This window comes from Desmospora profundinema (assembly GCF_031454155.1).
GTDB classification, from domain to species: Bacteria; Bacillota; Bacilli; order Thermoactinomycetales; family DSM-45169; genus Desmospora; species Desmospora profundinema.
The window spans coordinates 482,700-506,028 of the sequence record NZ_JAVDQG010000001.1 but is presented as its reverse complement, the minus strand read 5'-3'; the positions used below and the strand labels follow the sequence as shown (position 1 = coordinate 506,028).

The following is a 23,329-nucleotide window of genomic DNA, read 5'->3' as shown; positions in this document are numbered from 1 at the left end:
TGTGGATGAGTCAACAGCTGGCGACGGTTTTCGGCGGATCCGGGGGAATGGGGCAGTATGTGGTACGGGAGTTGATTAAAGAAGGGTATCGAGTACGTGTGGTTGCCAGAGGAAAGGAGAAAATAAGAAAGCGGTTACACGATGTAGAGGTGGATGTCCGTATGGGAGACGCAGCGGACTCCTCGTTTGCCCGCCGCGCTTGCGAAGGGTCTTCGCTGGTGTTTCACTCCATTGGATTTCCTTATCCGGAGTGGGAAGAGAAACAAATCCCTGTGATGCAATCCCTGTTAAAAGGGGCGTCCGGTGAAGGAAGAAGGTTTGTGTTGGTTCATCCGGTATACGCCTATGGACACCCCGTCACCAACCTGGTTAGCGAAGAACATCCGACCCGACCGAAAACGAAAAAAGGAAACATTCGTTTAAAAATGGAGCAGATGTTGCAAGAAGCCCACGACCGCGGCGATGTGGAAGGCGTGATCGCCCGCTTCCCGGACTTTTACGGTCCCCATGTCTGCAACAGCTATCTGGATTATATCCTTTCCACCGCGTTGACCAAGAATAAGGTCCACTGGGTGGGACCGCTGGAGACCAAACGGGAATATATATACGTGCCGGACGGCGCCAAGGCTTTAATCAAACTGGCGTTGTCCGGGCAAGCGGGAGGTGGGGCATGGAACATCGGAGGAAGGGAATATGCAGGAACGGAAATATTGAAGGCAATTGGGAAGGTCCTGGATAAAGACCTGTCCGGCCGCTCCGTTCCCAGATGGGGGCTCCGGCTGATGGGATGGATCTTCCTCCTGGACAGTGCCAAGTACCAAAAACAGTTTGGCAGTATACCCGTCACACCTTTGGATGAAGGAATCCGGGAAACGCTGCGTGCCAAACAGGAGATGGAGGCGGTCCACGCCGGAAACAAATAGCTGGTGGGTGAGAGAATGATTCATGTCTGGGTAACGGATTTAATCCAAATAAGTTTGCATAACAAACTGAATGAAGGAAAAAAGACGTTTCTCTCGCCCTCCACCTGTGTTAAGATATCCCTAACTTTTATCGCGGCAAAGCGAAAAACAGGCGAAGGATGGAGAGGACGGAAGATAAGATGCGTTATTTGACAGCGGGAGAATCACACGGGCCCCAACTGACGTTGATCGTGGAAGGGCTGCCCAGTCAGGTTCCTTTTGATAAGCGAAAACTGGATGAACAATTGTCACGGCGTCAAAAAGGGTATGGACGTGGTCGCCGCATGCAGATCGAGTCCGACCAGGTGCAGATTTTATCCGGTGTTCGCTTTGGAAAGACGACGGGAGCGCCGGTGGCCCTGGCCATTGAGAATAAGGATTGGGCCAAGTGGGTGGAAGTGATGAGCCCACAGCCTGATGAAGAAAAAGCGGAAAAACGACGGGTTTCACGGCCCAGGCCGGGTCACGCCGACTTAAATGGGGCGATCAAATATGACCACCGTGATATGCGGGATGTGTTGGAACGTTCCAGTGCCCGTGAGACGGCTGCCCGTGTCGCCGCCGGTGCGGTAGCCCGGCTGGTTCTGGAGGCATGCGGAATTCGTGTGGCGAGCCATGTGGTTCGGATTGGTTCGGTGGAAGCGAAGCCGGCTGGAGAGTGGACGGTGGAAGAGATTGCTCGGGTATCGGAAGAATCCCCTGTGCGGTGTCTCGATCCGGAGGCGGAAAAGGCGATGATCCGGGAGATTGATCAAGCCAAAGAGGATGGGGACAGCCTTGGAGGCGTAGTGGAAGTCATTGTGGAGAATGTTCCGGTGGGATTGGGCAGCCATGTCCATTGGGACCGTAAGTTGGATGCTCGTCTTGCCCAGGCGGTGGTTAGTATCAACGCCTTTAAGGGGGCAGAGATCGGAATCGGTTTTGAAGCGGCCCGTTTGCCTGGTTCTCAGGTCCATGATGAAATTTTGTGGTCGGAAGAAAAAGGGTTTCATCGGGCCACCAATCGCCTGGGTGGTTTTGAGGGCGGGATGACCAACGGCGAACCGATTGTGGTCCGCGGTGTGATGAAGCCGATACCCACCTTGTACAAACCGCTCAAAAGCGTGGATATTGATACCAAAGAGCCATTTGAAGCCAGTATCGAGCGGTCCGACAACTGTGCGGTCCCTGCGGCCGGGGTCGTGGCAGAGAGTGTGGTGGCCTGGGAAGTGGCCCGTGCCATGGTGGAGCAATTTTCCTCTGACACCTTGGAGGAACTATTGCGGGAAGTCCGGCACCGCCGGGAGAAGGCGAAGGAATTTTGACGATGCGGACCTTGTGGGTGGAAACAGCAACAACTCGCTACCCGATTCAAATCGGGAGTGGACTGTTGAAGAGATTGCCGGTATTGCTGGAAGAAGTGGAGTGGACTCCGCCTAAGCGTCTGATGGTGGTGACGGACACCCATGTAGCACCCTTGTATCTGGAACGGGTTATCGCTTCCCTGACAAAAGCGGGCTATTCCGTTGGAAGTTGGGTGATTCCGGCGGGAGAAACCTCAAAATCTCTTTCCATGGTGGAACAGATGGCAGGAGAGGCGATTCGGCAGGGGTTGGATCGGAAAAGCGGGATCCTGGCGCTGGGCGGCGGGGTTGTGGGAGATGCGGCCGGATTTTTGGCTGCCACCTATATGCGCGGAATCCCATTTGTCCAATTGCCCACCACTTTGTTGGCTCACGACAGTAGTGTAGGCGGTAAGGTGGGCGTCAATCATCCATTGGGAAAAAACATGGTGGGAGCCTTCCATCAACCGGATCTGGTGGTTTTTGACGTGGACACATTGAAAAGCTTACCTGCAAGGGAAATGGCCGCAGGTTTCGCGGAAGTGATTAAAGAAGCGCTCATCCGGGATGATTCCTTTGTCTCCTGGCTGGAGGAGAACCGGGACGGATTGATGGCGAAAGATCCAGCTCTCTTGGCGGAAGCGATTGAACGCGGGTGCCGCATCAAAGCGGAAGTCGTCTCCCAGGATGAGAAAGAATCGGGCCTCCGCGCCATCCTCAATTATGGACACACCATCGGTCATGCGTTGGAAGCGGTGACCGGTTACCGCCGGTTTATCCATGGGGAAGCGGTGGCGATCGGAATGGTGGGAGCCGCGATGTTAGGGGAAACCCTCGGGCTGGCCCATGATGTTTCCGGGCGAACCCGTCGCCTGATTCAATCCTTCGAACTGCCGGTTCAGGCGCGGGAGGCGGCGGAGGCGGACGCGCTCATCCGTGCCATGCGAAGGGATAAAAAGTCGGATCAGGGTTCGCTTACGTTTGTGTTGCCCCGTAAAATCGGGTCTGTGGAGATTGTGAAAGAGGTGCCGGAGGCAGCGGTACGTCAAGTGCTGTCTCGTCTGGAGGGGGAGATGGGATGATGGTGAGAGGGATCCGGGGAGCCACCACTGTTGCCGGCAACGAATCGAAGGCGATTATGGCGGCGACGGGAGAATTGCTGCAAAGGCTGGTGGAAGCCAACGATATCCAGCCGGACGATATTGCCAGCGTTTTTGTCACCATGACCCCCGACTTGAACGCCACCTTTCCTGCCAGGGCGATCCGGACGATGCCGGGGTGGGAGTGGGTTCCGTTGATGTGCGCCAGTGAGATTGCTGTCCCCGATGCGCTTCCCCGTTGTATCCGGTTGATGATCTTGGCCAATACCACCCGCTCTCCCCGGGAGATCCGGCACGTGTATCTGGGTGGGGCCAGAGCCTTGCGCCCCGATTTGGCGGGAGAAAAAGCATTGACACCCGATGGCTTCTCCGGTAAAGTATGAAATAAGTGTAGATGAGTGGAGTATGGAGACGAGATGAGCGGAGTCGAGCAGAGGAGAGCGGAGCGAAAGGCGTACGGATATCCGACCCAAGCCCTCTGTGCTTTGGGTCTTTTTGGTTTTCCTCCCTAATTTCCTCTGTCACGACCGGCTCAAGTTCCCGGCGATCAGCCGAGAGGAGGCGTTGTCGTGATTGATCCCCCCTTTGACCGTGTACGGTCCCTTGCCCGTGAATACACGGTGATTCCGTTGTGTCAGACTGTGTTGGCGGATACCGAGACTCCGGTCAGTTTGTATCGCCGCCTGGGTGAACCCTCCCAATCCTTTTTGTTGGAAAGTGCCGATGGAGGGGAGCGCCAGGGGCGCTATTCCTTTATCGGCACCGATCCGTTTTTGATCTTTCAAGCCCGGGACAATCAAATCCGGGTGACGGAACGGGGGCGGCAACCCCAATCGTTGACCGGCAATCCCTTTGATGTGTTGGAGGAGCTTCTTAAACGTTACCGCTCCCCGCGGTATCCGGGGTATCCGCCGTTTTTAGGCGGAGCGGTGGGCATGATCGGCTACGAATCGGTCACTCATCTGGAGCCGGTTCCACGTGTGGCGCAGGCGGATTCCGATGATATCCACCTGATGTTTTGTGATAAGTTGATTATTTTCGATCATTTGAAGCGGACCATGACACTGGTGATCAACTTGCATGTGCCCGACGCCCCAGGCTGTTTGGATCAAGCTTACCGGGACGCGTGCGCACGTTTGTCCCAATGGGAAAAAGAGTTGACAACTCCCTTTTCCGAGGCGCAGCCGTCCATTTTCGGAGCATGGGAGGAGATGGCGGTTGATTTTGATCGGGCGGAGTCCAATACCAGCCGGGAGCGCTTTTACCGGTCGGTGGAGGCGGCTAAGGAGGCCATCCGCAGGGGGGACATCTTTCAGTTGGTTCTGTCTCAGCGCTGGTGCTGGGTAGATGCTCCCCCGCCCTTTGCGGTTTATCGGGTGCTTCGCACGTTAAATCCCTCCCCGTATATGTATTACCTGTCGCTGGGGGACGAGTCGATCGTGGGTACGTCTCCTGAGATGTTGATCAAAGTGACCGACGGTACCGTCGAAACCCGTCCCATCGCAGGCACCCGCCCCCGTGGCCGCACCTCAGCAGAAGATGAAACGCTGGCGCTGGATTTGTTGGCGGATGAAAAAGAGCGGGCCGAGCACGTGATGTTGGTGGATCTGGGGCGCAACGATATCGGACGGGTTTCCCGTTACGGTACGGTTCGTGTGACGGAACAGATGGAAGTAGAAAACTACTCCCATGTCATGCATCTGGTTTCCCATGTTAAGGGGGAATTGGCGGATGGCCGCACGCCATTGGATGCGTTCCGCGCCTGTTTTCCCGCCGGCACACTATCCGGCGCTCCCAAAGTGAAGGCGATGGAGATCATCGCCGCACTGGAGCCTGAAGAGCGGGGCAGTTACGGCGGTGCAATCGGGTATTTCAGTTTTGACGGCAACCTGGACAGCTGTATCACCATCCGTACCATTCACTTCCGCGGTTCCCATGCATATGTACAGGCAGGTGCCGGGATTGTCGCCGATTCTCGGCCGGAGAATGAGTATGAAGAGACGAGAAACAAGGCGCGGGGGATGCTGCGCGCGTTGGCCATGGCGGAACGCTTGTTTTCCGCCCCAGCAATTGGAGCAAAGGAGAGATGAGCATGAGCCTGTTTAAGCAGAGTCTGGCGAAGATTATCGACGGAGAGAACCTGGAACGGGGCGAGGCGGAAGCTTTAATGGGGGCGATGATGGAAGGGGAGGTTCCTCCCTCCCAAATCGCGGCTGCGTTGACCGGTTTGCGGGTCAAGGGGGAGACGGTGGATGAATTGACGGGGTTGGCCTCCGCCATGCGTGACAAGGCGGCACGGTTGCCTCAATCCGCGTCACATGCGGTGGATACCTGCGGGACCGGTGGGGATGGCGGCAAAACCTTCAACATTTCCACGGCTGCCGCTATTGTAGCTGCAGCGGCGGGAGTGCCGGTAGCCAAGCACGGGAATCGGGCCGTCTCCAGTCGAAGCGGAAGCGCCGATGTGTTGGAGGCACTGGGAGTTCCTACTCAGCTGTCGCCGGAGGATGCGGTGAAGGCGCTTGACAAGCAGGGGATTTGCTTTTTGTTCGCCCCGCTGTTTCATCAGGCGATGAAACATGTCATGCCGGTCCGGCGTGAGCTGGGGTTTCGAACCTGCTTCAACCTGTTGGGTCCCTTATCCAATCCGGCGGGGGTAAAACGGCAGTTGGTGGGTGTCTACGATCCGGCATTGACTGAACCGGTTGCGGAAGTCTTAACACGGCTAGGCGCGGAGCGGGTTTTGGTTGTGGCCGGCCTAGAAGGAATCGACGAGATCTCGGTGTCGGGGGAAACCCGCATCAGTGAATCCCGGGAGGGCCGGATCCGCACCTTCCAACTTACACCGGAAGAATTGGGGCTTACACGGCATCCTTTAGCTGCGCTGGCCGGTGGAGACGCCGTCGTCAATGCTTCCATCATCCGCGGGGTGTTGCGCGGGGAGCCGGGTGCCCCCCGGGATGTGGTGACAGCCAATGCCGGGGCCGTTCTCTACTTGGCAGGTCATGCAGCCTCGCTTCAAGAAGGAGTGGAAGCGGCCGCGGCGGTGATCGACCAGGGAGGAGCCGAAGCGAAGTTGGCGGAGATGAAGGGGGCGTTCAGCCATGTTTCTTGATCGGATTGCCGAAGCGAAACGGGCGGAAGTGGAGCGCTTACGCCAACAGGTAGAGACAGCCCCGTTCCCTGCCGCAACGGGTAAAATCCGCTCCCTGGCGGCGGCAGTCAATCGAGCGGGATTAGCGGTGATCGCGGAAGTGAAGCCGGCTTCCCCCTCCAAAGGGGTGATCCGGGAAGAAGTGGATCCGGTGAAAACGGCACAAGGGTATGAAGCGGGAGGAGCCGCGGCGGTGTCCGTGCTGACGGATGAACCGTTTTTTAAGGGGAACAAGGAGTCTCTCACCCGGGTGCGACAAGCAGTGAACCTCCCTGTGCTGCGCAAAGATTTCATCCTGGACCCTTTGCAGGTGGAAGAGAGCCGCTTTCTGGGGGCGGATGCGATTTTGTTGATTGCGGCGATGCTGACGGAGGAAGAGCTAATTTCGTTGCGACGGGCTGCCCGTCATCATGGATTGGAAGTGCTGATCGAAGTCCACGGGGAAGACGAACTGCAGCGGGCACTGGCGGCGGAGCCGGATGTGCTGGGGATTAACAACCGGAACTTATCCACCTTCGAAACGGATCTGGCGGTAACGGAGCGGCTGCGTCCCCGGATTCCCGCAGGAATCCCGGTGATCGGGGAAAGCGGAGTATCTTCCCCGGCGGATGCGGATCGTCTTCGGTCGGCAGGGGTGGACGGCATATTGGTGGGAGAGTATCTCATGCGGCAGTCGTCTCCCCGCGCCGGAGTGGAAGGGTTGTTGGCCGGGGTGACGATATGAAGCGGACCCGGATTAAACTGTGCGGATTGCGACGGGAAGAGGATGTAGCGGCCCTTTATGGATTGGATGTGGATGCGGCGGGTTTTATCCTGGTGCCGGGGCGAAAACGGACCGTTACGCCGGAACGGGTCCGTCAATTACAGTCGCTGCTGCCGGCGGGTGTTCGGTCTGTCGGGGTGATGATGGATCCTTCCGTGCAAGAGGTGGAATCCCTCCTCGAAACGGTACCCCTGGACGAAATCCAGCTGCATGGCGGGGAATCCCCTTCCTTTTGCCGTCGTATCAAAGAGCAGTTGGACATCACGGTGGTAAAGGTGTTCCATATGGAAGAATCGGTCGACGGGAACGCCGTTCCGGAAGCCTACGCTCCTTGGATCGGTGGGGCACTCCTCGACTCTTCCGTGGGAGGGGTCCGCGGAGGGAGTGGAAAGCGGTTTGCATGGGATCAGATCCCTGCGATCCGGGAGCGATGGAAGCCCTTAGGTGTTCCCTTGTGGGTGGCCGGAGGAGTGAGCGCGGACAATGTAACGGCACTTCTGAGCTATCATCCGGACGGTGTGGATGTTTCCAGCAGAATTGAAACGGCCGGGCGGAAGGATCCGGTTTTGATGAAACGTTTGGTGGAGAGGGTGAGGCAGGTTGACCAGTCGTTCAGCAGTACAAGAAAAAGCGGATGAACGGGGACGGTTTGGTGACTTTGGAGGACGATTCGTCCCGGAGACGCTGATGAATGCTTTGTCGGAGTTGGAAGCGGGCTACCGGGAAGCGTTGGCGGATGAATCGTTCCAACAGGAGCTCCGCCGATTGCTCGCGGAGTACTCGGGGCGTCCTACTCCGCTTACCCTTGCAGAAAATCTGACCCGGATCACAGGCGGGGCCCGGATCTATCTGAAACGGGAGGATCTGAATCACACCGGGGCCCATAAGATTAACAACACCTTGGGGCAGGGACTGTTGGCCAAGCGGATGGGAAAAAAGAAGTTGATCGCTGAAACCGGTGCCGGTCAGCACGGCGTGGCATCGGCCACGGTGGCTGCCCTGCTCGGATTGGAATGTCGCGTGTTTATGGGGGAGGAAGATGTGCGGCGCCAACGGCTCAATGTGTTTCGGATGGAGCTGTTGGGGGCCGAGGTGGTTCCCGTCACATCCGGCACCCGCACGTTGAAAGACGCCACCAACGAGGCGATCCGCCACTGGGTTTCCCATGTGGAGGACACCTTTTATCTGATCGGTTCCGTGGTGGGGCCCCACCCCTATCCGGAGATGGTGAAGATGTTCCAACGGGTGATCGGTGATGAAGCCCGTGTTCAGCTGCTGGAACGGGAAGGACGCCTTCCCGATGAGGTGGTGGCTTGCGTCGGTGGGGGCAGCAACGCCATCGGCATGTTCACTGCCTTTCTCGCAGATGAGGCGGTTGGTCTCACGGGTGTAGAAGCAGCCGGCGAGGGAGTGGACACTGATCGTCACGCAGCAACGCTCACCAAAGGCAGCCCGGGGGTTCTTCACGGTTCCTTAAGTTATCTGTTGCAGGACGAAGACGGCCAGGTGTTGCCTGCTCACTCCATCTCCGCGGGTCTCGACTATCCCGGGGTGGGACCGGAGCACGCTTATCTGAAGGAGGCGGGCCGGGTACGGTACACCATTGCTACGGACCGGGAAGCATTGGAAGCGGTACGGGCACTCTCCCGGGCGGAAGGGATTTTGCCGGCGTTGGAATCGGCTCATGCCGTTGCGGAAGCGTTAAAAGTGGCTGCCGACCGCTCGACCTCAGATGTGGTGGTCATCTGCCTGTCAGGCCGGGGAGATAAAGATGTGGAATCGATTCGGCAAGGATTGGAGGGGATGCTCCATGAATCGGATTGATCATGCGTTTCAACGGGAAAGCCGCGGCCATCGTTTGATTCCTTTCATCACGGCGGGGGATCCGAACAAAGAAACCACTCTGGATTTGATTCGTCTGTTGGATGCAGAGGGAGTGACCGCGATTGAGCTGGGGGTTCCTTATTCCGATCCGTTGGCGGACGGACCGGTGATCCAGGCTGCTTCCGACCGTGCTCTCGCCGGCGGGATGACGCTGGCGGGGGTCTTGGAGTTGGCCCGGGAAGCGCGGCAGGATGGGGTGCAAACGCCGCTGATCCTGTTTACCTATTACAATCCGGTGTTGCGGTGGGGGCCGGCGTCATTGGTGAAGGCGGCTTTCGATGCGGGCTTTGACGGCTTCATCATCCCGGATCTCCCGCTGGAAGAGAGCGGGGAACTGGATCGCATCGCCCAAGAGGCGGGACTTCACTTGATTCCGCTGGTGGCGCCCACATCGAGGGAACGGATCCGTGCCATCGTCTCTACACGCCGGGGTGGATTCATCTACTGCGTTTCCTCCCTGGGGACGACCGGTATGCGGCGGGAATTTGCCGACGGAATCGAATCCTTCCTGGACGAAGTTCGCCGTCAGAGCACCGTTCCCGTGGCGGTCGGCTTTGGGATTTCCCATCCCGACCATGTGAAGCGGATGACGGAACATGCTGACGCAGCCGTCGTAGGAAGCGCGCTGGTGAAGAGGGTGGAATCCCTCGGGGAGCGGTTGAAACAATCAGAAAGCCGACCACAGGCATTGGATGAAGTGCGGCGGTTTATCCGTGAGCTGTCGGGCCGGGATGTTCCCGCCACTTCAGGCAAGTGATGGCATCATGGCCCATTCTCCCCCCATGAGGGGGTTTTTTCTTGGGGTTTGCGCCATGCTGTTGTAAGATAGAGAGAAAAAGAAAAGGGAGGCGCGGGAGATGAAAACAAAAGCGGCGATACGGGGCTTGCCCGTTTACCAACCGGGTAAGCCTTTGGAAGAAGTAAAGCGGGAATTGGGATTGTCCCAGGTCATCAAATTGGCCTCCAATGAAAATCCTTTTGGTTCTTCCAAAAACGTGTGGAACGCCTTGCTGGAGGAACGGGAAAGCCTGGCATTGTATCCGGAGGGGCAAGCACCGGCGCTTCGTTCAGAGCTGGCGGCCCATCTCGGGGTGGCCGAGGAGCGGCTGATTTTTGGCAACGGCTCGGACGAAATCATTCAAATGATTGCCCGTACGTTTTTGGAACCGGAATCGGAGAGCGTGATGGCCGACATCACCTTCCCCCGATACGAAACCCAGGTCCGGATCGAAGGAAGCCGTCCAGTGGCGGTTCCTCTGATAAACGGTGTTCACGACCTGGAAGCGATGGCGGACGCGGTGAATGAACGGACACGCATCGTATGGCTCTGCAATCCCAACAACCCGACGGGTACGTATTTTTCGGAAAGTGAGCTGCGCCGCTTCCTGAATCGGGTTCCGGAGCATGTGCTGGTGGTGGTGGATGAAGCCTATTACGAATACGTGACCGCGGAGGATTATCCAGATACGTTGGCCCTGGCTAAAACCGATCCGCGGCTGATCGTGCTGCGCACGTTTTCAAAGATATACGGCTTGGCCGCTTTTCGTATCGGATATGCGGTGGCGCATCCCTCCATCGTGACAGAGTTGGACCGGGTTCGGGAACCGTTTAACGCCAATCGCTTGGCACAGCGGGCGGCGCTGGCGGCCCTGCGGGATCAGGACTTTGTACAACACTGCCGGGATGCCAACAGGCAGGGGCTGAAGGAAATCGAAATCCAGTTGGATCGCTGGGGATTGTCTTGGTTTCCGTCGCAGTCCAATTTTCTCATGCTGGATACCGGACGTTCATCGGATGAAGTGTTCCAGTGTTTGTTGAAGAGAGGGATCATCGTCCGTTCCGGTTCGGCTTTGGGGTACCCCACACATATTCGGGTAACAGTGGGACGGCCTGAACAAAACAGGCAGTTCCTGGAGGGATTGGCGGCATGTCTGGACAAACCGGGTTTCATCGCGTGAATCAAGCAGTCGTAATCGGGATCGGCCTAATCGGCGGTTCCCTCGCATGGGGCTTGAGAGAGTGGGGAGGGGTGACGGTGTGCGGATATGACGCTTCCCCGGAAACCGTCTCCCGGGCACAATCGCTGGGAGTGATCGATTACGGTGCCGATTCGCTGGAAGCGGCCGTGCATGATGCAGATGCCATCTTCCTGGCAGCCCCTGTGGGAGTGGCTCCCGCCATCCTAAGGGAGTTGTCGCGGCTGCCCCTCAAGGAAGACTGTATCATCTCCGATGTGGGGAGTACGAAAGGCGATATCCTGCGCACGGCGGCTTCCTATCCTTCATTGTCGACGCGGTTTATCGGTGGGCATCCGATGGCAGGATCCCATCAATCCGGGGTGGAAGCTGCCCGCCCTCACCTATTTGAGAATGCCTATTATGTGCTGGCCCCTCTCCCCGGTACGCCCCTGGACCGGGTGCGGCGGCTGAGCGATTTGTTGGAACGTTCCACGCGGGCCCGCCTGGTCATCATGGATCCGGATCATCACGACCGCGTGGTGGGGGCGATCAGCCACCTTCCCCACGTGTTGGCCGCCGCCTTGGTCAACCAGGTTTACGGTTACAATCAAACCAATGAATGGTACCACCGTTTGGCGGCAGGAGGTTTTCGGGATCTGACCCGTGTCGCCGCCAGTGATCCGGTCATGTGGCGGGATATCCTGTTGAGCAACCGGGAACCCCTTCTGGATCTCCTCGATGATTGGACCGACGGGATGGAAAGGATCCGTCAGGCGATTTTGGCGGGGCGGGGGGAGGCCATCGAAGCGTTTTTCCGCCAGGCCAAACAGGCCAGGGAAGGATTGCCGGAACGGAAAAAGGGCATGATCCAGCCTTCCTGGGAGTGTTTTGTCGATCTTCCCGACCGTCCGGGAGGGATTGGCGAAGTGGCTACCCGATTGGGGGAGGAGAGAATCAGCATCGCCAATATCGGCGTGATGGAAAGCCGGGAGGAAAGGCCTGGTGCTCTGCGGTTAGTGTTTACGGATCAAGATCATTGGGCCAGGGCCAAAGAATGTCTGAAGCGACACGGGTATTCCGTATTTGATCCGGACACGGATCCGGCGGGATGAGGAAGGGACAAGCAGGCTGATTAGGGCGTGTCTGAACAATCCGTAGGGCGAGATCCCGGGTCGGTATGGCTGTCTTCGTTTCGTTGCAAAAAGCGCAAAGGCTCTCCGCCAGCCATACCGACCCTCCCTTCTACTCACGGAAGATTGAATGACCAGTCAGGCCCTAGAGGAGGCTGCCCTTCAAGGACGACAATCAGGGGGTTTTGCCCAAAAGGAGAGTGGCCCTTTTGGGACGACAATTTTGGGAGGGCTTCGCCCTATAAGGAGAGGTAGTTGTGAAAACGTTAACCATTCAACCCGCCGATTCGCTGCGGGGGGATGTGACCGTGCCCGGAGATAAATCCATCTCTCATCGGGCGGTGATGTTTGGCGCAGTAGCTCGGGGAACCACCCGTGTGGAAGGGTTTTTGCCAGGTGCCGATTGCCTTAGTACGATATCGTGCTTTCGTCGCATGGGAGTAGCTATCGAACAGGAATCGGAGACGGTGGTGACGGTTCACGGCAGGGGCTGGGAAGGGTTGACAGAACCCGAATCATTTCTGGACGTGGGAAACTCCGGTACCACTATTCGTTTGATGCTGGGAATATTGGCGGGTCTCCCGTTTTATTCCGCGGTGATCGGGGATGAATCCATCGCCCGCCGCCCCATGGATCGGGTGGTGGATCCCTTGCGCCAAATGGGTGCTTGGATCGAAGGACGGAAAAACGGATCGTTTACTCCGTTGGGGATCCGTGGCGGCAATCTGGAGGGGGTGGAGCATGTCAGTCCGGTGGCCAGCGCCCAAGTGAAGTCTTGTCTGCTCCTGGCCGGTCTGCAGGCAGACGGCGTAACCCGCATCCGGGAGCCTCATCGATCCCGCGATCACACCGAGCGGATGCTGCCTGCATTCGGGGTGGAATTGACACGGGAGGAAGGCGGAGTCTCCCTGCGCGGTGGGCAGCAGTTATCCGGCCGGGATGTGCGTGTGCCCGGTGATATTTCTTCCGCCGCGTTTCTGATTGCGGCGGCGTTAATCGTGCCCGGCAGCCGAGTGACGATCCGGAATGTGGGCTTAAACCCGACCCGCACAGGGATTCTGGATACGTTCCGTGAGATGGGTGGAGCGGTGGAAGTGGAAGAAACCGGCGAATGGACCGGGGAACCCGTGGGGGATATCACGGTTACAGCCAGTTCGCTAAGAGGTGTGGAGGTAAAAGGAGATCGCATTCCCCGATTGATCGATGAGATTCCCATTTTGGCTGTGGTGGCGACACAAGCGGACGGCCCCACGGTAATTCGCGATGCAGCCGAACTGAAAGTGAAGGAGACCAACCGAATCTCGGTGACGGCGCAAGAGCTTCGCCGGTTGGGAGCGGTGGTGGAAGAGACACCGGACGGTTTGATCATCAAAGGGCGCACTCCCCTGACAGGGGATCGTTGCGACAGTCACGGTGATCATCGCATCGGCATGGCAGCCGCGGTGGCGGGGCTGATTGCTGACGGCGGGGTTTCCGTGAGCCGTGCAGGTGCCATCGATGTTTCTTTCCCCGGATTTTTCGAGACATTAAATCGATTGGCCCATCGATAAGTTGAATCAGAAAATTTGGTAAAAACCATTGACCCGTAATCAACCCTTGCGTATAATAAACTCATAGTATGGTTTCTCTCCACTCCTATCCATTGCAACCGTCCCTCAGGGACGGTTCTTTTTTTGTCCTCCGTATCATAGATGTACATGCAGGGGGGTGTGAAGGATGGAGCCGAAGGGTCAGAGGAGATCGGCTGCCTTAACGGGAGAGATGTTGTTTGTGTTGGGGGCTGTTCTTCTCCTGAAGGAATGGGTGTTCCCATGGTTGATCTGGCAATGGTTTCCTATGGGAGATGATGCTGCCCGAATGTTGGAGTGGATGGTGATCATGGTGGCAGTGGTCACCTGCTTTTCCTATATCGGTTTTGGGTCTGTTTCCGCTCACTTCCACGGTACTTCCGGAAAGGAAGCGGCAGCCGTCTGGCTTCTCATCCACCTTCCATTGATAGCGGCAGCTTTCTCCCCCCTGCACTCGGCTCCGCTGTTGGGAGAGATTTCCCACGCCTGGAACGGCTTGATTGGAGATGGCCTGCGCCTCTTTGCTCCAAAACTCCCTCTGGAATCTGTGATCGTACCCTTGATGACCCTTTTCTTCTTTTGGCTGGGCCGGGGAATTCGTGTTTCTGAAGAGCCGGAGGAAAAGATAAGAGAAATACAAGGACGTGCGGCATCCTAAGAGGAATATCCGACCCAATCCATCTCCGCTGGTATATACAGACGGGGTTTTGTTTTTTCATTTTGCATGACAGGGGCTCTTCGGAGTATGATTCCCTCTTTCAAAAGGCAAGATAGATAGAAAGAGTGGCCCGACGAGGAGCGAGATTATGAACTTTGCCGATTTGTTGACTTATGCCGATATCGAACATTTGAAAAAGCTGGCACGTCATTATCGTTGCGGAGAAGATTATCACTCCAAAGGGGACTTGATCGTCTCATTGCTGAATTATTTGGGGCGCCCCTCACAGTTGAGGACAGTAGTGGAATCTCTGGATGAGGAAGAGGTTCGTTTTTTGGAACAACTCTGTTTTGACCCGCGGGACCGCTTCAGTCAGGAGGACCTGATCGCCAAAGGACGGGCGGCTCTGGGAGAGGTAGAAGAGAAGAATCCTCGTTCGTTGGTCCGAATGGGGCTGGATAGAGGCTGGTTTTTTCCGGGGGTCCATCGGGACGACCGGATGCTGTTTCAAGTGCCGCATGATTTACGACATCGCTTTCTGCGGTTGTTTGCGGAGCGGATGGATGTCGAACAGAGGGAAGAGATCGTTTTTCATCGGAATGAAGAAGGGATGATGGTGGATGATTTACACCATTTTCTCCGTTTTATAATGGAGCAAGAGGTAACCCTCACATCAGAAGGAAGTATATATCGGCAACAGCAGCGGCAGTTGTTTAAACGATTTTCCATTCCCGAAAAGCCGGTGGATCGCAAAGGATGGCGGTTCGGTTTCGGCCGCCGTTACCACTTGTATCCTGATCGTTTTTCCCTCCTGTACGATTACGCTTTTTTTCGAGGGTACATCCGGGAAGAGGAGACGGACCTTCGTCTATGTTTAACCAGTGAGGGGGTCGGGAAAATAGAGAATAAGGATGCTCCTTGCGAGGGAATCGAATTATTCCGGTTCTGGCTGCGGCTGTATAAAAAGCCGATTCCGCAGTTGCCGGTGATTGTTCGCTGGATCGATCTCCTTTCCCATGATCGGTGGTTTCCCCTGGACCGATTGGAAGAAGCGGTATCCCACTGGTTGCAGCCGTTTTATTACGAAACGCCGTCATCACTGTTTCAGCGGGTGATTCGGATGATGACCCACCTGGGCCTGGTTGCGGTGGGGCGGGACAAAGATGAACGTTCCTTTGTCCGTATGAACGCGGCCGGACACACATGGCTTACGGGCTTAAACGCGTTTGTCGAAAAGAAGCTGGACAATCGATTTAGTCCTGTTGCCGCCGGAAACAAAATCCAGTTTGGTTCACAGGCAGGAAACAAGAGATTCAATATGGAATAGGATGTAGCAAGAAGGTCGCTTTCCGCCGCATGTTTGGGGGAAAGCAGCGTATAGTCATATAAAGTTCGCAATATTCGATTTGATCGGGATGGGGGGATGGGTATGGGCAATTGTGTCACGGTTTCTGAAAAAAAAGAGTTCATCCAGTGGTTCCTCAACAGTCACGAACTTCAGAAACGGGAAGCAGCCTGGCTCCTTAACTATCTTTGTTCTGATGATGATGCACTTCGTCGCACCCATTTCGTCGATAATTTGCGCAACCTGCCCAAAACGATGATCGTTTCCGCCCGATGTGTTTCGATGACACCGTTTCAGTATTCAAAGAAAAAGCGCGTAACTTCCGATGTGGAAACCGCCTTTTACGATATCCGTTCCGGCTGTAGTGAGGATTTGTACATCAGTCTTCACTTCAAGGAAAAGACCAGCTGTCCAGAATACGCCGCTGTATTGGAGGTTAATCCCATGGAGAGACAAGATCTCGTTCACGATTCCTTGTGCAGTCTGTTTGCGGAGATCATCCTCGATCAAGCGGTCCGGGACTATCGAAAAAAGGAACTGTACCGTCGAATCGACGATGCACTGGCCAATGGCGACGAACAGGAATTCTTACAATTAACCGAACAATGGCTGAAAATCGTGGAAAATAAATGATCGATCCAATATAATGTCCGGCAGAGGCCGGGCTTTTTTTGTGTTCTTCCAGGGCAATAATGGGGAGAGGTTTCCCCGAAGAGTGAGGGTGCAGGGAGGTGGTTTGGTGCGGCTTTCCCAAGTGGATCCCGATGAGTGGAATCAGTTGGCCGCCTATGTGGACACTGTGTTATTGCCGGTCTATCGTATCCGATTTCCAGACAAACGATTGGATGTGGAAGAAGCCAAACGGATCAACCGGGTAGCCGCCAAGGTGGAAGCGGAATTGCAAGGTCGGTTGCTCCTGACTTCACCTATCCCGTACACGACTGAGCAGACGGACGTGTGGCACCGCTACCTGGAAGAGGTGGTCCATGATCTCGCGGCATCTCCGTTTCCCCATGTCGTGATATTGGCCCCGGCAGAATGGAATTGGACAGCGTTTACGATGGAACCAGGTGTATTAAGAGTAAACATTTCAGCGGATGAAGAAGTTGAAACCGCCGTCAATCGCGTGATTGACCAGATTGTGTCGATGTGGCAAACTTCAAAGAGGTATGACTCAACCGACGAAGGGAAATAGTATAGCCTGACCGAATGAAAGGGCTGTGGAAGGGTGTCCGCCCTATCCTTGACATGGGCTGAGGCGGTTGGCTATCATTGAAAATGTCCTAGTAATCCGTCATGGTTCCGGTCCGGTTGGACGTTATGCCGTATAGAGGGAGGTCGGACGAGTCGTGAGCGAAAGCAAACAATCAGAGAGTAAACCAGGCATCTCGCGGCGTCGGTTTTTGACGTACACGATCGCCAGCACAGCCGGTTTTCTCGCTTCAGGCGTACTATACCCCATGGTGCGCTTCGCCATCGACCCGATGTTGCAGAAGGGGACGGAGACTGAATTTGTGGACGTCGGTTCCGTTGACGAATTCGGTGAAAAGCCTAAGTCTGTCCAATTCAACATCAAACGGAAAGATGGTTGGTATGAACCGGAAGAAGGGGAAAGGGCGACCGCCTGGGTGACGAGAAACGGAGAGGATATTTTGGCTCTCTCTCCCATTTGTAAGCACTTGGGTTGTACTGTCACATGGGAGGGCGGAGGTAACCAGGATCGTTACTACTGCCCCTGTCACAACGGCTTGTACGAACGGGACGGAGTAAACGTTCCGGGAACCCCGCCCAACGCGCCGTTGGACCGCTACGCCTACCGCGTGGAAGGCGGAAGACTGTTGCTGGGCCCCATCCAGCGAGGAGGAGGGGTGTAGGCCATGTTGAACAAAGCATACGAGTGGTTGGACAAACGGTTGGACATCACCCCCATGTGGCGTGACGTCGCCGACCACGAGGTACCGGAACACGTCAACCCAGCCCATCACTTCTCGGCTTTCATCTACTGCTTTGGCGGGTTGACCTTTTTTATCGTCGTTATCCAGATCTTGTCCGGAATGTTTTTGGCGATGTATTATGTCCCGGACATCGAGAACGCATGGGCCAGTGTGAATTATCTCCAGAATGAAATCGCATTCGGGCAAATCGTCCGGGGTATGCACCACTGGGGCGCTAGTGTTTCCATCGTCATGTTGTTTCTTCACACCCTGCGCGTGTTCTTCACCGGATCTTACAAGAATCCGCGTGAATTCAACTGGGTGGTCGGAATGCTGATCTTTTTCACCATGCTGGGTCTCGGCTTTACCGGTTACCTGTTGCCATGGGACAACAAAGCGTATTTTGCCACTGTAGTGGGGATTGAAATCGCCGCCAGCGTACCCTATATCGGTGACAGCATCGCCGTCTTTTTGCAGGGGGGAGAAGTGGTCGGAGCTCAGACGCTGGCCCGTTTCTTCGCATTACACGTGTTCTTCCTCCCCGCTGTTTTGCTTGGTCTGTTGGGGGCCCACTTCATCCTGATCCGTAGACAGGGAATTTCGGGGCCGCTATAAGCCTAACGCGTTAGGGGGGAAACTTTTATGGCACATAACGAAGACGGGAAAGACAAACAAGTCCATTATGTGGGTGATTCCCGGGTTAAAGTATCTGAGAAAAAGCTGTATCCTCCGGACTACTCCGCGTTCCCCGGGAAAACGGAAGCTTTTTTTCCAAACTTCCTCTTGAAGGAATGGATGGTGGCGGTCGTCGTGCTGGTCGGTTTCCTGGGTCTCGTGATGGCGCACGAGCCGCCGTTGGGTGAACAGGCCGACCCGACCAACACCAGCTTCCTGCCCGTGCCGGACTGGTACTTCCTGTTTCTGTACGAGCTGCTCAAATTCGAATGGGCTTCCGGTCCGTTCGTGGTGATCGGAACTCTGGTCGTTCCCGGAGTGATGTTCACCGCTTTATTGTTGGTACCCTGGCTGGACCGCTCCAAAGAGCGGCGTCCTTTCAAGCGCCCGATCGCTACTGGGATCATGCTGCTCACTTTGGTTGCGGTGGTGGCTCTGACATGGGTGGCGGAAGACGAGCACCAGAAGCAGCTGGCTTCCCTGCCTAAGGGTGGAGATGAAAATACCGAGATCGTGGCGGTGGAGGATCCGGGCTTTGAGATTTATAAAAACAATGCCTGTGTCAACTGCCACGGTCAGGAGCTGGAAGGCCTCCAAGGTCCGTCCCTGCGGGGGATTGGTGAAGCCTATACCGAAGAAGAGATGATCGATCTCATCGACAACGGGAAAGGCACCATGCCCGCCGGTATGTTCCAGGGAACAGAAGAAGAGAAACAAGTCTTGGTCGACTGGTTGCTGATGCAGAAACCCGCCGATGATGAAGGCGAAGGCAATGCCGGAGCCGAAGAGGAAACGAGCGGTCCTGCCAAGAAAAACCAAGATGAACCGGATCAAACAGAAGAAGACGAAAACGGCGTATAAACCGAACAATCCAAACAACCCGGCCGAGACAGGCCGGGTTGTTTGTCCTCCGGGACACAGGATAGGAGTTGCAAGATTCCTTACGGGACGACATGGGAGGAACACGGCATGTGGAAATGGTATTGGGAAACCTTTAAGGCTTGGCTGGATCATCGATGGTTTTTATGGGTGCTGTTTACGGTTAATCTCTTGGGTACCCTTTACGGTTTCTACTGGTATAAAAACCAATTGATTCACATTGGAAGCTGGTTGAACCTCTTTGTCCCGGACAGCCCCACCGCCAGTGCGGCATTCACCCTGGTTCTCCTGATGTACATCATAGGACGGCGAAGCCCTTTGCTGGAAGCATTTGCGGCCGTCACCCTGTTTAAATACGGAATCTGGGCTGTCGCGATGATTGTCGCCGGTGCCTGGACCAAAGACCTCCCTTTTTTACAGGCGCTTCGCTGGACGGACTGGATGTTGGCCGCTTCTCATTTAGGGATGGCATGGCAGGCGGTATTATACAGCCGCTTCTTTACCTTCGGTACACGTGAGCTGAGTTTGGTAGCTGCCTGGACCCTGCTAAATGACGGGTTGGATTACGGACTGGGAATCCATCCTTGGTTACCCGCATCCCTGTATCCGTTTCTGCCGGCGGTGGCAGTCTTTACGGTCTGTTTAAGCTTGATCAGTCTGGCCCTGTTTGCCCGTTTGGTCCTCCCTCCCCGCCCTGAACGCAAGTGGAGCTTGCCGCTTTTGACCGGGAAAGAATGATAGAATCCCGAGAAGGTAGTCCCTTAGGGTTCAATGATGTCAGCAATCTGAAAACTCCCTCAAGGGAGTTTTTTTCTCGCTCATCCCGGAAGAGGCTTCAACATAGGATGGAAAGGAGAGCTCGTCCAGAGAGAATGCCTCCTAGGACGACAATTGGGAGGGTTACGCCCAAAGGAGAGGTGTATGATGCGAAAGGGATGGTTGGTGCTGTGTGGAGTGATTTGGTGGGGGTGGTGGTTCGGGACGGGATCAGCCATGGCAGCCGATCCGGAAGAGGAGTGGTTGCAGGATGCTCGCTCCATCCGGGAGTCGGTGCGGGAGGCAGAGTGGGGACAAGCACGGGAGAAGCTGAGGATACTGGCCGAAGAGTTTGTTGCAACAGCTCCGGAAGCCGGGTGGGAACCGACTGCGATTGCTGCCGTTTCCGATTGTGTAGTGGAATTGGACCAGGCGCTAAATCCCGCTTCACTGCGCCCCCTGGAAGCGTGGGACGGAGCAGAACGGCTGTGGCTGGCATTGGATGCCCGCATCCACTCCCATCAACCCTTGTGGCACGAATATGAGGAAGTATTTCGACAGGATCTATCGATCGTGCAAAAGGCGATTCAAACAGGCCGACCGGCGGAGATTCGGTCGGCCTTGGATACATGGTCCCATCATATGGAGCAGATTCGCCCTGCCTTATCCGTCTCCTTTTCCGATCAGTCGGTCCAGCAATTGGAGGCGCGAATGGACGTGTCAAACGGCGATCCGGAAACCGTCCGTCTGCAAGTGGAGGAATGGGAAAAGCTCCTTCCAGCTTTATTCGGGGGTACGGAAAAGGAGTTACTCCAACACTTTTCTCGATCACAGCCCCCTGTGGGGCAATCGCTTCTCCTTTTGGGAACCGCGATTGCCATCGTATTGGGATACGTGGCGCTCCTAAAATACAGGCACGAACAAAGAGTACTCACATCTCGCGGATAACGCCGCCACACCGGTCAGGCCTTGTCAAAAGTGAATCCTTCTCCGAATACGTCTCGTACATCATGGACGACGACAAACGCATAGGGGTCCACTGTATTCACCAAGTGTTTCAAGCGAGGCAGTTCGTTACGACTGAGGACGATATAAAGCACTTCCTTATCGGTTCCGGTGTATCCACCGCGTCCTTTTAACAAAGTGGCGCCCCGGTCCATATCCGTTGTCACTTTCTCCGAGATGGCGACGGCGGAGTTGGAAATAATGGTGACGGCTTTTTTGGTGTCCAAGCCTTCGACGATAAAGTCGATGACACGGGCTCCTACGAACACTGCCACGACGGTGTACATCGCCTTCTCCCGTCCGATGTAAAAAGCGGATACGCCGATCACCATCAGGTCGAATAAAAACATGGTCCGGCCGATACTCCACTCAAAATATTTGTGACCCAGACGGGCGATGATATCGACGCCACCAGTCGTGCCGCCGGTACGAAAGATAATCCCTAGGCCGATTCCCACCAGCACCCCGGTATAAAGAGCAGCCAACAGCGGGTCGCCGGGGATGGGTGCTCCCCAGTTTTCGGTTAGGACGAGGGTGATGGAGACGGCCACCGTGCCAAAGATGGTATAAGCCAACGTCTTTCGGCCGAATACTTTGTAGCCGACAAAGAAGAGCGGGATGTTTAGGACCAATATGGTTAAGGCGGGAGAAATCTCAAATAGATAGAGCAGTAAGAGGGCGATTCCGGTAAAGCCGCCTTCCGCCAATTCGTTGGGAATTGCAAAATAATTAATACCTAAGGAAAAAATAAAAGACCCGATCACGATAGCAATCAGATTTTTCAGGTGGTTTTTCGCAAAATCTTTTGCTTTATGCAATAATGCTTCCATTCCTGTCGCCTCCTTTTCCAAGTGCGTGTCTCGTCCCGCTCTATTATACATAGCGGATTCAACAGGAGCAATCGGGAGGACCGCCATTTCCTTTAGGGAAAAAGACCCCAGGGTAACTTGGGGCGGTGGAGCCATCTGCCGATCAGTCCGGGGCAGAGAAACCGCTCTCCCATCGGGTTTGTCTTCCGCGACCGGATCGGGTACGATTAAGTGGAATCGGAAGGAGGGACGATGGTGGAGGAACAATCGATAAAAGCGATGCAACGGGAAGTGGATCAATACATATCCCAGTTTAAAGAAGGATATTTCCACCCTCTTTCGATGCTGGCCCGCATGACGGAGGAAGTGGGGGAATTGGCCCGGGAAGTGAACCACCGCTATGGGGAAAAACCGAAAAAACCGGAGGAAGCGGAACAGAGTATGGAGATGGAACTGGGTGATATGCTGTTTATCCTGATCTGTTTTGCCAACTCTTTGGATATCGATTTGGAGGAAGCGTTTCGATTAGTGATGGACAAATATGAAGTACGAGATGCGGATCGTTGGACCCGATTGGACGAAAACGACGCCACATAAGCCGAAACAAGGGAGGATGCAAACCATGAAACCAATCCGAATAATTGTAGCAGGAGCTAAAGGACGAATGGGGAGCGAAGTGATCCGATTGATCCAGCGGGAAGAAGGGCTGGAACTGGCTGCAGCCGTTTCCCGCAGCGGAATCGGTGAAGATATCGGGGAAGCGGTGGGAATCGGCCGTTTGGAAGTCCCCATCCACGCTACACTGTCGGAAGCGCTGCTTGCGGCGAAAGCGGACGTGCTGGTGGATTTCACCGTTCCTGATTCAGTGGAAAAGCATCTGGAGCTGGCGCTTCAAGCAGGGATCCGTCCTGTGGTAGGAACCTCCGGGTTGGATGAAACAACCGTGGAAACATGGTCCCAACGATTCCGGGAACAGGGGTTGGGTGGAGTGGTCGCTCCCAACTTTGCCATCGGTGCAGTCTTGATGATGATGTTTGCAGCGAAGGCCGCCCGTTACATGCCTCATGTGGAAATTATCGAGATGCATCATGATCGGAAGCTGGACGCTCCTTCGGGCACAGCGGTGAAGACTGCGGAGATGGTGACCCAGTCCCGCCAGGAAATCAAGCAAGGTCATCCCGAAGAAACGGAAACATGGGACGGAGCCCGGGGCGCATATAAGAACGGATTCCGCGTTCACAGCGTTCGCCTGCCCGGGTTGGTGGCTCACCAAGAAGTATTATTGGGCGGTCCCGGACAATTGCTTACGATTCGCCATGATTCCCTCAACCGGGAATCCTTCATGCCGGGTGTGAAGCTGGCCGTTGAGCGGGCGATGGAGTTGGAAGGATTGGTATACGGACTGGAACACTTATTGGGGGATTGAT

General features: G+C 55.6%; 25 protein-coding genes. 24 read left to right on the top strand and 1 reads right to left on the bottom strand.

What is annotated here, in order from left to right; all coding sequences use genetic code 11:
• Nucleotides 1-5: 5 nt before the first annotated feature.
• The 22 genes from JOE21_RS02355 (at nucleotide 6) to JOE21_RS02250 (ending at nucleotide 21,036) form a co-directional block, all read left to right on the top strand.
• Nucleotides 6-923 carry an NAD-dependent epimerase/dehydratase family protein gene (locus tag JOE21_RS02355; RefSeq protein ID WP_309861889.1) on the top strand — a complete coding sequence of 306 codons (918 nt, stop codon included), beginning with the start codon at nucleotides 6-8 and terminating at the stop codon, nucleotides 921-923.
• Between the two features lie 179 nt (nucleotides 924-1,102).
• Entirely contained in the window at nucleotides 1,103-2,266 is a 1,164-nt protein-coding gene (gene aroC, locus JOE21_RS02350) for a chorismate synthase (RefSeq protein WP_309861887.1), read from the top strand.
• Nucleotides 2,267-2,268: 2 nt separating this feature from the next.
• Complete coding sequence (aroB, locus tag JOE21_RS02345) at nucleotides 2,269-3,366, top strand: 3-dehydroquinate synthase (RefSeq protein ID WP_309861885.1); 1,098 nt, start codon at nucleotides 2,269-2,271, stop codon at nucleotides 3,364-3,366.
• Entirely contained in the window at nucleotides 3,363-3,767 is a 405-nt protein-coding gene (gene aroH, locus JOE21_RS02340) for a chorismate mutase (protein WP_309861883.1), read from the top strand. Before aroB ends, aroH begins: the two co-directional genes overlap by 4 nt.
• Nucleotides 3,768-3,953: 186 nt before the next feature.
• Nucleotides 3,954-5,474 (top strand): anthranilate synthase component I, encoded by a 1,521-nt coding sequence (trpE, locus tag JOE21_RS02335; RefSeq protein ID WP_309861881.1) that lies wholly within the window; start codon nucleotides 3,954-3,956, stop codon nucleotides 5,472-5,474.
• Nucleotides 5,475-5,476: 2 nt separating this feature from the next.
• Nucleotides 5,477-6,499, top strand: coding sequence for an anthranilate phosphoribosyltransferase (trpD, locus tag JOE21_RS02330; protein ID WP_309861879.1), 1,023 nt, complete (start codon nucleotides 5,477-5,479; stop codon nucleotides 6,497-6,499).
• Nucleotides 6,489-7,262 (top strand): indole-3-glycerol phosphate synthase TrpC, encoded by a 774-nt coding sequence (gene trpC, locus JOE21_RS02325; protein ID WP_309861877.1) that lies wholly within the window; start codon nucleotides 6,489-6,491, stop codon nucleotides 7,260-7,262. Before trpD ends, trpC begins: the two co-directional genes overlap by 11 nt.
• The gene (locus JOE21_RS02320) at nucleotides 7,259-7,939 is read left to right on the top strand and encodes a phosphoribosylanthranilate isomerase (protein ID WP_309861875.1); all 681 of its coding nucleotides are present in this window, start codon (nucleotides 7,259-7,261) and stop codon (nucleotides 7,937-7,939) included. The genes trpC and JOE21_RS02320 overlap by 4 nt, the downstream gene beginning before the upstream one ends.
• A complete protein-coding gene (gene trpB, locus JOE21_RS02315) occupies nucleotides 7,902-9,125 on the top strand; it encodes a tryptophan synthase subunit beta (RefSeq protein ID WP_309861873.1) in 1,224 nt (407 codons plus the stop codon). Before JOE21_RS02320 ends, trpB begins: the two co-directional genes overlap by 38 nt.
• Nucleotides 9,112-9,942 carry a tryptophan synthase subunit alpha gene (trpA, locus tag JOE21_RS02310; protein WP_309861871.1) on the top strand — a complete coding sequence of 277 codons (831 nt, stop codon included), beginning with the start codon at nucleotides 9,112-9,114 and terminating at the stop codon, nucleotides 9,940-9,942. Before trpB ends, trpA begins: the two co-directional genes overlap by 14 nt.
• 100 nt (nucleotides 9,943-10,042) lie before the next feature.
• Nucleotides 10,043-11,143: a histidinol-phosphate transaminase gene (gene hisC, locus JOE21_RS02305; RefSeq protein ID WP_309861869.1), complete on the top strand. Its 1,101-nt coding sequence runs from the start codon at nucleotides 10,043-10,045 to the stop codon at nucleotides 11,141-11,143.
• A complete protein-coding gene (locus JOE21_RS02300; RefSeq protein WP_309861867.1) occupies nucleotides 11,113-12,255 on the top strand; it encodes a prephenate dehydrogenase in 1,143 nt (380 codons plus the stop codon). The genes hisC and JOE21_RS02300 overlap by 31 nt, the downstream gene beginning before the upstream one ends.
• Before the next feature lie 275 nt (nucleotides 12,256-12,530).
• Nucleotides 12,531-13,823, top strand: a complete 1,293-nt coding sequence (gene aroA / locus JOE21_RS02295; RefSeq protein ID WP_309861865.1) for a 3-phosphoshikimate 1-carboxyvinyltransferase — start codon at nucleotides 12,531-12,533, stop codon at nucleotides 13,821-13,823.
• A 166-nt stretch (nucleotides 13,824-13,989) separates the two neighbouring features.
• Nucleotides 13,990-14,499: a hypothetical protein gene (locus JOE21_RS02290; protein ID WP_309861863.1), complete on the top strand. Its 510-nt coding sequence runs from the start codon at nucleotides 13,990-13,992 to the stop codon at nucleotides 14,497-14,499.
• Between the two features lie 148 nt (nucleotides 14,500-14,647).
• The gene (locus tag JOE21_RS02285) at nucleotides 14,648-15,826 is read left to right on the top strand and encodes a hypothetical protein (protein WP_309861861.1); all 1,179 of its coding nucleotides are present in this window, start codon (nucleotides 14,648-14,650) and stop codon (nucleotides 15,824-15,826) included.
• 102 nt (nucleotides 15,827-15,928) lie between these two features.
• On the top strand, nucleotides 15,929-16,477 hold the full coding sequence (locus tag JOE21_RS02280) for a ReoY family proteolytic degradation factor (RefSeq protein WP_309861858.1): 549 nt from the start codon (nucleotides 15,929-15,931) through the stop codon (nucleotides 16,475-16,477).
• Between the two features lie 106 nt (nucleotides 16,478-16,583).
• Nucleotides 16,584-17,039 (top strand): DUF2487 family protein, encoded by a 456-nt coding sequence (locus tag JOE21_RS02275; RefSeq protein ID WP_309861856.1) that lies wholly within the window; start codon nucleotides 16,584-16,586, stop codon nucleotides 17,037-17,039.
• Between the two features lie 154 nt (nucleotides 17,040-17,193).
• On the top strand, nucleotides 17,194-17,718 hold the full coding sequence (locus JOE21_RS02270; protein ID WP_309861855.1) for a Rieske (2Fe-2S) protein: 525 nt from the start codon (nucleotides 17,194-17,196) through the stop codon (nucleotides 17,716-17,718).
• A gap of 3 nt (nucleotides 17,719-17,721) precedes the next feature.
• Nucleotides 17,722-18,393, top strand: a complete 672-nt coding sequence (gene qcrB / locus JOE21_RS02265; protein WP_309861853.1) for a menaquinol-cytochrome c reductase cytochrome b subunit — start codon at nucleotides 17,722-17,724, stop codon at nucleotides 18,391-18,393.
• Between the two features lie 27 nt (nucleotides 18,394-18,420).
• The gene (locus JOE21_RS02260; RefSeq protein WP_309861851.1) at nucleotides 18,421-19,314 is read left to right on the top strand and encodes a menaquinol-cytochrome c reductase cytochrome b/c subunit; all 894 of its coding nucleotides are present in this window, start codon (nucleotides 18,421-18,423) and stop codon (nucleotides 19,312-19,314) included.
• A 108-nt stretch (nucleotides 19,315-19,422) separates the two neighbouring features.
• Nucleotides 19,423-20,070: a DUF1405 domain-containing protein gene (locus tag JOE21_RS02255; protein WP_309861849.1), complete on the top strand. Its 648-nt coding sequence runs from the start codon at nucleotides 19,423-19,425 to the stop codon at nucleotides 20,068-20,070.
• Between the two features lie 186 nt (nucleotides 20,071-20,256).
• A complete protein-coding gene (locus JOE21_RS02250; RefSeq protein WP_309861847.1) occupies nucleotides 20,257-21,036 on the top strand; it encodes a sporulation protein YpjB in 780 nt (259 codons plus the stop codon).
• Nucleotides 21,037-21,050: 14 nt separating this feature from the next.
• On the opposite strand, the gene JOE21_RS02245 is transcribed toward JOE21_RS02250, so the two are convergent.
• A complete protein-coding gene (locus tag JOE21_RS02245; RefSeq protein WP_309861845.1) occupies nucleotides 21,051-21,923 on the bottom strand; it encodes a YitT family protein in 873 nt (290 codons plus the stop codon).
• A 258-nt stretch (nucleotides 21,924-22,181) separates the two neighbouring features.
• Here JOE21_RS02245 and JOE21_RS02240 point away from each other — a divergent pair, with 258 nt between their 5' ends.
• Entirely contained in the window at nucleotides 22,182-22,499 is a 318-nt protein-coding gene (locus JOE21_RS02240) for a nucleotide pyrophosphohydrolase (protein WP_374709310.1), read from the top strand.
• Between the two features lie 25 nt (nucleotides 22,500-22,524).
• Nucleotides 22,525-23,328 carry a 4-hydroxy-tetrahydrodipicolinate reductase gene (gene dapB, locus JOE21_RS02235; RefSeq protein ID WP_309861843.1) on the top strand — a complete coding sequence of 268 codons (804 nt, stop codon included), beginning with the start codon at nucleotides 22,525-22,527 and terminating at the stop codon, nucleotides 23,326-23,328.
• The last annotated feature ends 1 nt before the right edge of the window (nucleotide 23,329 follow it).